Annotated in this window: 10 protein-coding genes and 1 pseudogene; 6 read left to right on the top strand and 5 right to left on the bottom strand. The window is 36.4% G+C overall.

Annotated features, from left to right (window positions below; all coding sequences use genetic code 11):
- Positions 1-160: 160 nt before the first annotated feature.
- Positions 161-739 (bottom strand): hypothetical protein, encoded by a 579-nt coding sequence (locus H6G79_RS35735; RefSeq protein ID WP_190595226.1) that lies wholly within the window; start codon positions 737-739, stop codon positions 161-163.
- A gap of 516 nt (positions 740-1,255) precedes the next feature.
- On the opposite strand from H6G79_RS35735, the gene H6G79_RS35730 reads away from it, so the two are divergent.
- The gene (locus H6G79_RS35730; RefSeq protein WP_190595227.1) at positions 1,256-1,612 is read left to right on the top strand and encodes a plasmid mobilization protein; all 357 of its coding nucleotides are present in this window, start codon (positions 1,256-1,258) and stop codon (positions 1,610-1,612) included.
- A gap of 42 nt (positions 1,613-1,654) precedes the next feature.
- Entirely contained in the window at positions 1,655-3,160 is a 1,506-nt protein-coding gene (locus H6G79_RS35725; RefSeq protein WP_190595228.1) for a relaxase/mobilization nuclease domain-containing protein, read from the top strand.
- A gap of 335 nt (positions 3,161-3,495) precedes the next feature.
- Here the strand turns inward: H6G79_RS35725 and H6G79_RS35720 are convergent, their stop codons facing one another.
- Positions 3,496-3,750, bottom strand: coding sequence for a hypothetical protein (locus H6G79_RS35720; RefSeq protein ID WP_011316723.1), 255 nt, complete (start codon positions 3,748-3,750; stop codon positions 3,496-3,498).
- Between the two features lie 5 nt (positions 3,751-3,755).
- A complete protein-coding gene (locus tag H6G79_RS35715; RefSeq protein WP_190595229.1) occupies positions 3,756-4,094 on the bottom strand; it encodes a hypothetical protein in 339 nt (112 codons plus the stop codon).
- 306 nt (positions 4,095-4,400) lie between these two features.
- Here H6G79_RS35715 and H6G79_RS35710 point away from each other — a divergent pair, with 306 nt between their 5' ends.
- Positions 4,401-4,706 (top strand): hypothetical protein, encoded by a 306-nt coding sequence (locus H6G79_RS35710; RefSeq protein ID WP_190595230.1) that lies wholly within the window; start codon positions 4,401-4,403, stop codon positions 4,704-4,706.
- 287 nt (positions 4,707-4,993) lie between these two features.
- On the opposite strand, the gene H6G79_RS35705 is transcribed toward H6G79_RS35710, so the two are convergent.
- Positions 4,994-5,356: a hypothetical protein gene (locus H6G79_RS35705; RefSeq protein WP_190540121.1), complete on the bottom strand. Its 363-nt coding sequence runs from the start codon at positions 5,354-5,356 to the stop codon at positions 4,994-4,996.
- Positions 5,357-5,384: 28 nt separating this feature from the next.
- On the bottom strand, positions 5,385-5,579 hold the full coding sequence (locus tag H6G79_RS35700) for a hypothetical protein (protein ID WP_190595231.1): 195 nt from the start codon (positions 5,577-5,579) through the stop codon (positions 5,385-5,387).
- A gap of 67 nt (positions 5,580-5,646) precedes the next feature.
- Between H6G79_RS35700 and H6G79_RS35695 the strand changes: the two genes are divergently transcribed.
- From H6G79_RS35695 to H6G79_RS35685, 3 genes and pseudogenes are all read left to right on the top strand, one after another.
- A complete protein-coding gene (locus H6G79_RS35695) occupies positions 5,647-6,324 on the top strand; it encodes a hypothetical protein (protein ID WP_190595232.1) in 678 nt (225 codons plus the stop codon).
- 154 nt (positions 6,325-6,478) lie between these two features.
- Positions 6,479-6,835 (top strand): hypothetical protein, encoded by a 357-nt coding sequence (locus H6G79_RS35690; RefSeq protein WP_190595233.1) that lies wholly within the window; start codon positions 6,479-6,481, stop codon positions 6,833-6,835.
- A gap of 503 nt (positions 6,836-7,338) precedes the next feature.
- Positions 7,339-8,079 (top strand): annotated as a pseudogene (locus H6G79_RS35685) (hypothetical protein); the annotation flags it as partial.
- Between the last annotated feature and the right edge of the window lie 112 nt (positions 8,080-8,191).

The raw sequence follows: 8,191 nt of genomic DNA, 5'->3' as shown, positions 1-8,191 counted from the left end.
TGGATATTTCTCGATATAATCAAAAACCATAACTAATTATGAAAAATAGTAGACGCTCAATTTAATGTTTTACCATTTTTCTTTTTCTAAGTTAATATTTCGGACAAGTCTAAAGAATACGCTTTTCTCTAACACCTAACAGCCATTCCTGATAATCCCTTTACTCAAGACGAAATCCTGCATCAACTTCTATTTCTGCCTTAGCAATCGGGTCATCCTCATCATCATTAAAGAACCCATCATCTTCAGAATCTTCTTCCAAAACATTTGACCCTACTGATTCTGCCGTAACAGGTAGCGAGTCAGGACTTGGCTCAGTGGAATCAAAAAAAGAAACCGAAGGGGGAACCAAATTAGCTGAAACAGGAGCTACTCCCACACCATTAGTTCCAATTGTTGGTTGTAAGCCAATCACACCCTGCGAGAAAATTCCACCATGAGGATTAACAAGAACTACCTGGGGCAACCCCTCCATCCCAAATGTCCGTTTCATCTTAATTATCTGGGCTTCAAGTTGCGCGATCGCATCATGGATGGCCGACTGCAATTCCATACCAGATACTCCGGCAACCGATAGTGCAAACGGTAGGTAATAAGCCCGCAGCGCCTCACATACTAACTCAGTTTGCCCTCGCTTCTTCGACTGGAGATAGCTAATTACTATCCCATCCTCTGTATCCTTATTCCGCATGATTCGCGCCAATTCAACAGAATCAGCAGGCTTACTCGCTCTTGCCATACCTTTACTTCTATATAATCTGCAAACCAAGCTTTTCAGTAAGCTATTTGTCAATACTCTTACTTTAACCACACTGTAGAAGAACTTACCCCCGTATTTACTCCTAACTACCCCAATTCACACACTAATTACCCCAATCAATTGAAAATTAGGTCTACTTTTTTAAATAAAAATATGTTGTTAACTGATAAATAAACTCTCACAATTCCCATGATTGAGGTATTCTGAGGGCAAATTGACCCAACTATTTCAGCATTACTTCAAACATCAATCGTCTTGGGACAAAACTCTACAACCCTCTCTGCATATGAATTTACATCAGTCTCGTTCCACAATAAACCATTGCTGTTGTCTCACAATCCAGAACTAAAACAAGGTATGTTTAATGGGGTCATTTTCTCATTATATTCTTTGCAATCAACTAGATTAATTGACAATATATCCAATACAATCGTTTATCATGTAGTTCTAATAAATACTACTTCTGTTTTATATTGACTTTTTGATGACTAAGGTATGGTAAATGACCCCGTAAAGCGAACTAAATCTATCAAGGTATACCTCTTTGAGGAAGAGAAAACTACCATTGAGGAAAAAGCGATCGCCACAGGGGTAACTGCATCTGAGTATTTACGTTCCTGTGGATTAAGGCGGGTACTAATGGCAAAACCGCCCGCCGACTTGATAACTATCCGCGCCACTGCTGGAAACCTTAAAAGCGAACTGATGATGTTATCTCACTTAGCGAAAGAAACAAACAACCAGCAAATTTTGGATACTGTTAATAAGGCGATCGCACTTGTAGATCAGACCATCGCAGCTGCATTTAACCTAGACGTTCCCGATAAATCACCCTCAAGCCAAGATAAATAAGGCATTACAAGTTCTATAGCCACCACTTTCAACTGTCTCAATTTGATTCCCGTCATCTACAAAAAACCCAATTTTCTCGACACGCTCAAGTATGTCTTGGGGAAAGATGATGCTGCGATTGTCGATACTAATATGATGGGAACAAAGCCAGATGAATTTAACCAGCAGTTTCTCACCATCAAGTACACCAACAAAGCAGTTAAACGGCAGTGCGCTCACCTCATCATCTCAATCGCACACCGCCCGAACTACCACGAGCATTTATCCAACAGTCAGTACAGTTATGTAGCAAGAGAATATCTCAAGGATATGGGATACTTGCCCAAAGAAGAATCATCTGTAGGAGCTACCAGTCAGTTTGTTGCAGTACGCCACCACGATCGCAACCACGAACACCTGCATATAATCGCCTCCCGGATTCGGTTAGATGGCAGCTTAGTTAATGATTCCTATGATTATTTCAACTCCCAAGTCTCAACTAGACGCATCGCGGCGAAATTAGGATTAGAAGTGACTCCAACAACAAATGAAGCTGTCGCCTCTAGGTTAGAGAAAGAGTACGGCATTATTACACTTACCAGCCCCAACCGATCAAAAAGCATTAGAGCAGTTAACAGTAAGCACAAAACCCCAACAAGTAAGGAAATTATTCGCCAAGCAATAGGAGAAGCCATTAAGGACAGTCCCACCGTCTCTACGTTCATTCAACGCCTGGAGGAAAATAACATTGGAGTATTGCCTAAGATGCAGGGGGAAGAACTACTAGGCTTTACCTACACTCATAATGATGTAAAAATTGCTGGTTATCAAGTATACAAACCTTATAGCTGGAACAAACTGCGGTCTGAATATGGAATCATGTACGACCCAGATAAAGATATAGAAGTAATTCAACAAGCTAAAGCCAGAGCAGTTAACCACATAAATAGCAAAATATTAAGTAATAATAATTACCTACATAGTGATAAATTTGCTAGCAGCAGTGCAAGTGATAGCAATGGTGATACCGATAGTAACTCCAAAACACTTGTTAGTACATATACACTAAACAGTAATTATCCAAGTGAGATTTCGATAATACAACCAAAATTAGAATATAACCCCACTTCGGAAGCAAATAAGACCAAGAAAAAAGTTCAGCCGCATCCAAAGAAACAGCACCCACAACAGGATATTTCAGAAGAAAACGGTCTCACTGCTAAACAATTCCTGGAAGAGCAATCTTCCCCTATTCCTCCTTCTCTTAACCTTCTGCCTTCTAATCTCAAACATTTGCCTTCTATAATCACTGACTATATGCTTGTTACCAATAACTTCCGTCTCAAAGGACGGGAGTTGAGTGCCAGCTTAGATAACAATACTCTGAGTGTTTGCCGTTATGGGGATAATACCCCTATGATGCAAACCTGCTACAGTCAGGGAAACTGGTACGAAGAGATACCAACTCGATTAACAAGAAACGAAATTGAGCAGATTGAAAGTCTGCGTTTCTTTACCCAACAACCATTAATCAATCAACAGCGATCGCAAAAAGGTATTGAGCAATAGTAAATCTGTAGCTAAATTGATTAGTTGTTGTAAAACTTTTCACCTGCGATCGCAAAAAGGTATTGAGCAATAGTAAATCTGTAGATAAAGAGAATTTAATCTACTCAGAATTAGGGGTAGGGCTGGCTAAGACACTGTTGGCAAAGTTGTCACCAAGTGCAAACTAAACAGTTTAGGTTTTAAAAATTTCGTCTAGCAATCCAGGTTCTTTGTCAAGCTAGATATGAATTTGGGGCAGCTATTTGTGAATTTGTGGGGGATAAAAAATTGTTTTGTCTATTGGTGTCTAACAATCAAAAGTACAATTTTTTGCGTTTATATTTATTAGAGGTAAATTAAGCCGTAAAATGTAGAAATTCGCTAACTTCAAGGCGGGTACATTCAACAGATAAGCTATCTGGGTTGATTCCGTGAAAGTCTAGATTCTTTTTCTCATAAGTTTTTAGCCTACCTACTGTGCTTTCGGCTAATTCCTTGGTTTTAAATAAGCAAGCTTCTTCTATTTCAAAAGTCCATTCAGTATTTGATACGTAATAGTAATTCAAATCTAGAAAATGGCCAAATACTACCCAGACATCTTTTTTAGGCATAACTTTTATTTTTTTTGTCTATTTTCGATTTTATTTTTTTCATACTCGTAAGTAAATTCAGGTATTTTACTAGAGGATTCAATAAAATAAGTCAAGTAACTTTTAATAATTTTAATATCTTCTTCTAGTCTATTTTTAGTAGATGTTATTCGGGATAATGCAATGTACAAATAAGTATCGATTGAATCTTTATCAGTTCCTTCTGCAAACTCTTCTTTTAAATCTTCTAAATTTTCAATTGAAAAATTTAAGTGGCTAATATGACTACCAAAATCATCTAAGTAGCAAGAGACTCTAGCTACAGCTTCCTTAATATCAGATGCTATCGTTTCATCTATGCACATAATCAAAAATTATATTTTGTTCCAAAATTAGTTAGCTAATTCTATAATTTTACTTTTTTGTGACATAACTCTTGTTTTTGTCATAAATGTTGAAAGTAATATAACAATTTTACATTGTTTTGCATTTTTGCAGTTCTGCAATGTCTGTTAAAATATAATTCTGACAACATAACTCTCACAATAAAGACAGTTGCCTAAGCGATAGATTACCCTTACGTCGCGCACGAAGACTGAGGTGACAAACTGTACACAATACACATAAGTTTGTCCGATGATTATCTTATGAGACAAAATTTTAGAAATTATATGGATATACTCGATGAGCTTTATATACTAGATGAAAATAAACAACCTATTAAGCCCGAAAGTCTTGAGCAATGGTCTGATTGGCGGAAAAATGAGAACAATATACAAGTAGCTTTAGATACTTTTTCGTGGGGAAGAGTATCTACCATCTTTTTAGGGAAGGATTATTCTAATTTTCCGAATCAAGAACCACAGCTTTTTGAAACTATGGTTTTTGGAGGTGAATATAGTGGTAAATTCTGGAGATATTCAACTTGGGAACAAGCAGTTGCCGGACATCAAGAAGTTTGTATGATAGCTATTTGAGCCTATTGGTGAGAAAAATTTAAACTTATAATAATAATCCTAAACTAAAAAAAATACAATTGTAAAATTGGTGGCAAGTCAGCAATATTTTTCTCTTAATATAGTAAGAATTCAGCACTCATAAGCCAAGAGCCACAATACAGAATTACCTCAATATAATTAATAGTTTGATTTGCAACTTACACTTATTTTTTCTAACTATTTTGACGAATGTATTCTGACATAATTTCTAATCTTATTTTTAGAGAAGAGTAATTTTATTCATTTTATTCGCTCGATTGCCAACTTCAACCAATTCGTTCAGCTTTTGATACAGGAGGTTCTAAAAAATCGAATCCGCTTTCAACAAGCCACTGTTTAGAAATAGCATCAGGACGATTAACAATAAAGCTGCAAGCGTCATCTAATTCTTCAAACACTCTGTTACAAATAGTTGGGTGCTGATAATCTCCTACTCCCACCACCCAAACCTCTTGCCCATAATTAGACAAGTAAATCCTGACTACGTTTTCTGGATAACAATGCCAATTTTTGGGATCGGAAACTACAGATATTGTATCTGTGGGGAAGGGAAGCTCACGATTAATTCTTCCGTCAGGAAACTCAGCACTGTACTTGGCTATATATTCTTGGGTTTTTAGTTTAACCATATTTATTAGCTAAAACACTTAAATGTTTTTATAAATCACAGCGCAACAGCTTAATCTTGAAATACCCTCGTTTAAGTTTCTCACTTCCCCTGACTTCATAAAATTTATCTGGTTTTTGGACAATTTCAACCAGTCCCTGTGCTTCCATCTTCTCAAACAACCACTGCCACGACGCAATATCTTGCTCAGGCGCAAAAATTCTAACATCGTTTATCTCGCCCATAAGCCTAAGCCTCTTTGTTCTAGCTATATAAAATTATAAAAGTAACTAGAACAAAAAAGGATAACCTATGCCCAAGAAAAAATGTGGACTTGGATTTGACTGTGCCAGTATGATGCTGCACCCAGGCATAGATCCTGGCGACTGCTTAAATTACAAAACTTGTGGGAGTACGGTTGAACTAACCCCTGATGAAGAACTCGAACTTGTTCGTATCCGGGAAGAACAAATGCGCCAGTATCAAGAACAAATTCGCCTGACTCGTCGTTCTGCCGCCATTATGATGCTGATGAGGCGCGGTTGCCCGCAGTCACCAGAATCGTTAGGTATTGTCTCCGCGGTCGAGGCGATCGCCACCACATTAGATAATATTCGTACTGGACTTACTAACTTGGACGGACAGTACATCGCACCACCTAGTTGCGAACTTCACATCTACAATGTTAAACGCCCCAGTGGTACGTACTCATACTATAAACTAACTGCCGAAAACGCAATATTTGCACCTTCAGAGAAAGAACAACAAGTACGGGTAATTCACCTCAGCCATCATAATGATGCGCGGTATATAGAAGCACAACTTGGTATCGAACGGCGAAACAAGTTAACCCAGGTGCGAACACTGCTTCAGAACGCAAGCGCATTGCTTGAGGAAGCAACACGTCTACTCGAACAAACAACAGATATGAATAGTCCAAATGCTACAGTTGAAGTTTTCAACATCGATGAAATTCTACCTATCGACTAATAAAACTTACTTCATTACTGCCACAAAATATAAATTCTGAAATACAGCATTATGTGTAAAGTTGCTTTATCTACCAGTGCAACGTGACGATTACAATCAAATCGCTCTGATAGGTATGCCAACAGGCTAAAAACCAACTAGGGAGAAGTGACAAATGACTATAAGTTTTAGAGAATGGCTCAAACAATTTAAAAATCAAGATATACCTTTTGGTGATTTATGGAGTGATGCCACATCGACTAAAAAAGGAAGATTTCAAGATAATATTTCAGACTCTTGGCAGGGTGAAACTATAGAAAGTTTGATAGAGTTTATGGTTAAAAATGAAGCATCATATCAATCTTATAGTGTTCTTAATGAAGCTAATGAGGCGTATCATAATTATTTGGGTTTAGAACCTATAGCAACATCTAAATTAGAAGAATTAGAGAACCAATTTAAAGCTAAATATTACGCAGAACGTCTACAGCACTATACAAGATTATGTATTTTATATAAAAAGCATACTTGAATCTAATTTTACTCAGTATATTAAGAAGTCAAGCTTTTAGGCAGTTTTATTTTTGTTCTAGTTACTTTAAATAAAAATAATAGCTAGAACAAAGTACACACTCAATATTGAAAAACTACAGGAGAGTAAAAAATTAGGAAGGCATAAAATTATCAAGGTGCTGCCATACTAATTTAGCTTTCTGTCTCAAACTGCAAATATAACTACAATGGCAAACATGAAGAATATTACTACTGATTCAGCGTTAAGCAAGAAGTAATCAAAAAGTTTGTATATTTTTTTCTACTTAAATTTTAAGACTACGCAGAATTATGTCTTTAGGAACTATTTTCTCAGTAATAATTGTATTTTAATGTATAAAAAATAATAGTTATTTGTTAATGAAAATTAGAAAATTGTTTAATAAATTACCAGTATAGAGAAAGTAAAATTAAACTCTACGGGTATTTTAGTGCCAAAAAGTGAAAATTTATCTTTAATTTTATAAGTTTAATTGTTCATATATGACAATTCAAGCTAAACATTTTGACACTAGATTAAATCAATGGATTCATACAGATGGTAATACAAATAATCTAGATTCGCTGTTAAAGGAAGAACTTAATAATACTCTACTAGAACATTTCTTTCCTGGAGTAAACTTTTCGTTCGGGCATATGGACGAAAAGTCTACTGTGGAACAATTAACTAATCATCCTGAAGGTCATAAATTATTATTATCATCAAAAACTCGGTTATTATATGGCCCCGAAGAATGTCTAGATACAATTAGACAATTATGCCCTGATAACAAAGATAGAGGTGCTTACGGGTCTATCTTTCTTGGTTCATGTAAAAATGCTGTCAATAAAGAGTTAAACATCCTAATAGTTGATGATAATAATGGTGAAAATGGCGGCATTATCAGTAATGACCAAGCATATCGGTTAACAGGAGACTGTTACGGACAAATATCAAAAGACTTGTATCACGAATTAACTAAGCATCAAAAAGGTGATAAATATCGAGTAATTCAACACCGCTTCGGTTGGACTGATCGAGCCGGAGATGACAATAAATACCGCTTTGGTAAAGGTACACTACGCCCTGCTAACCTTGAGCAAATCCTCAATTATCAAGACCCCAATAACTTAAATAAAATTGATCTAATTCTTCCCTTATCTGCGTTCAAGGGAACTGATAAAGATAATCCTAATGGCCCGACTAAGCCTCAAATTCAACCTGGATTGTACCGACAAAATATGGGGCGTGAGTAGCAACGGAACAGAAAACCGGGATAAGAAAATTGAGTTGAAAAACTAGAAAAAACCGCAGCCATGTATATACATAGGTGAAAGGTTGAAAATGCGTCACTAT

Origin of the sequence: Anabaena sp. FACHB-83 (genome assembly GCF_014697485.1) — a bacterium.
Taxonomy (GTDB): domain Bacteria; phylum Cyanobacteriota; class Cyanobacteriia; order Cyanobacteriales; family Nostocaceae; genus Nostoc_B.
The sequence above is the reverse complement of the archived record's forward strand: the minus strand, read 5'-3'. Positions and strand labels throughout refer to the sequence as shown.

Excerpts from the sequence above, each read along its gene's own strand:
- H6G79_RS35710 (WP_190595230.1), top strand. The coding sequence starts at position 4,401 with ATGGATATACTCGATGAGCTTTATATACTAGATGAAAATAAACAACCT.
- H6G79_RS35705 (WP_190540121.1), bottom strand. The coding sequence starts at position 5,356 with ATGGTTAAACTAAAAACCCAAGAATATATAGCCAAGTACAGTGCTGAG.
- H6G79_RS35735 (WP_190595226.1), bottom strand. The coding sequence starts at position 739 with ATGGCAAGAGCGAGTAAGCCTGCTGATTCTGTTGAATTGGCGCGAATC.
- H6G79_RS35720 (WP_011316723.1), bottom strand. The coding sequence starts at position 3,750 with ATGCCTAAAAAAGATGTCTGGGTAGTATTTGGCCATTTTCTAGATTTG.
- H6G79_RS35700 (WP_190595231.1), bottom strand. The coding sequence starts at position 5,579 with ATGGGCGAGATAAACGATGTTAGAATTTTTGCGCCTGAGCAAGATATT.
- H6G79_RS35695 (WP_190595232.1), top strand. The coding sequence starts at position 5,647 with ATGCCCAAGAAAAAATGTGGACTTGGATTTGACTGTGCCAGTATGATG.
- H6G79_RS35690 (WP_190595233.1), top strand. The coding sequence starts at position 6,479 with ATGACTATAAGTTTTAGAGAATGGCTCAAACAATTTAAAAATCAAGAT.
- H6G79_RS35715 (WP_190595229.1), bottom strand. The coding sequence starts at position 4,094 with ATGTGCATAGATGAAACGATAGCATCTGATATTAAGGAAGCTGTAGCT.
- H6G79_RS35730 (WP_190595227.1), top strand. The coding sequence starts at position 1,256 with ATGGTAAATGACCCCGTAAAGCGAACTAAATCTATCAAGGTATACCTC.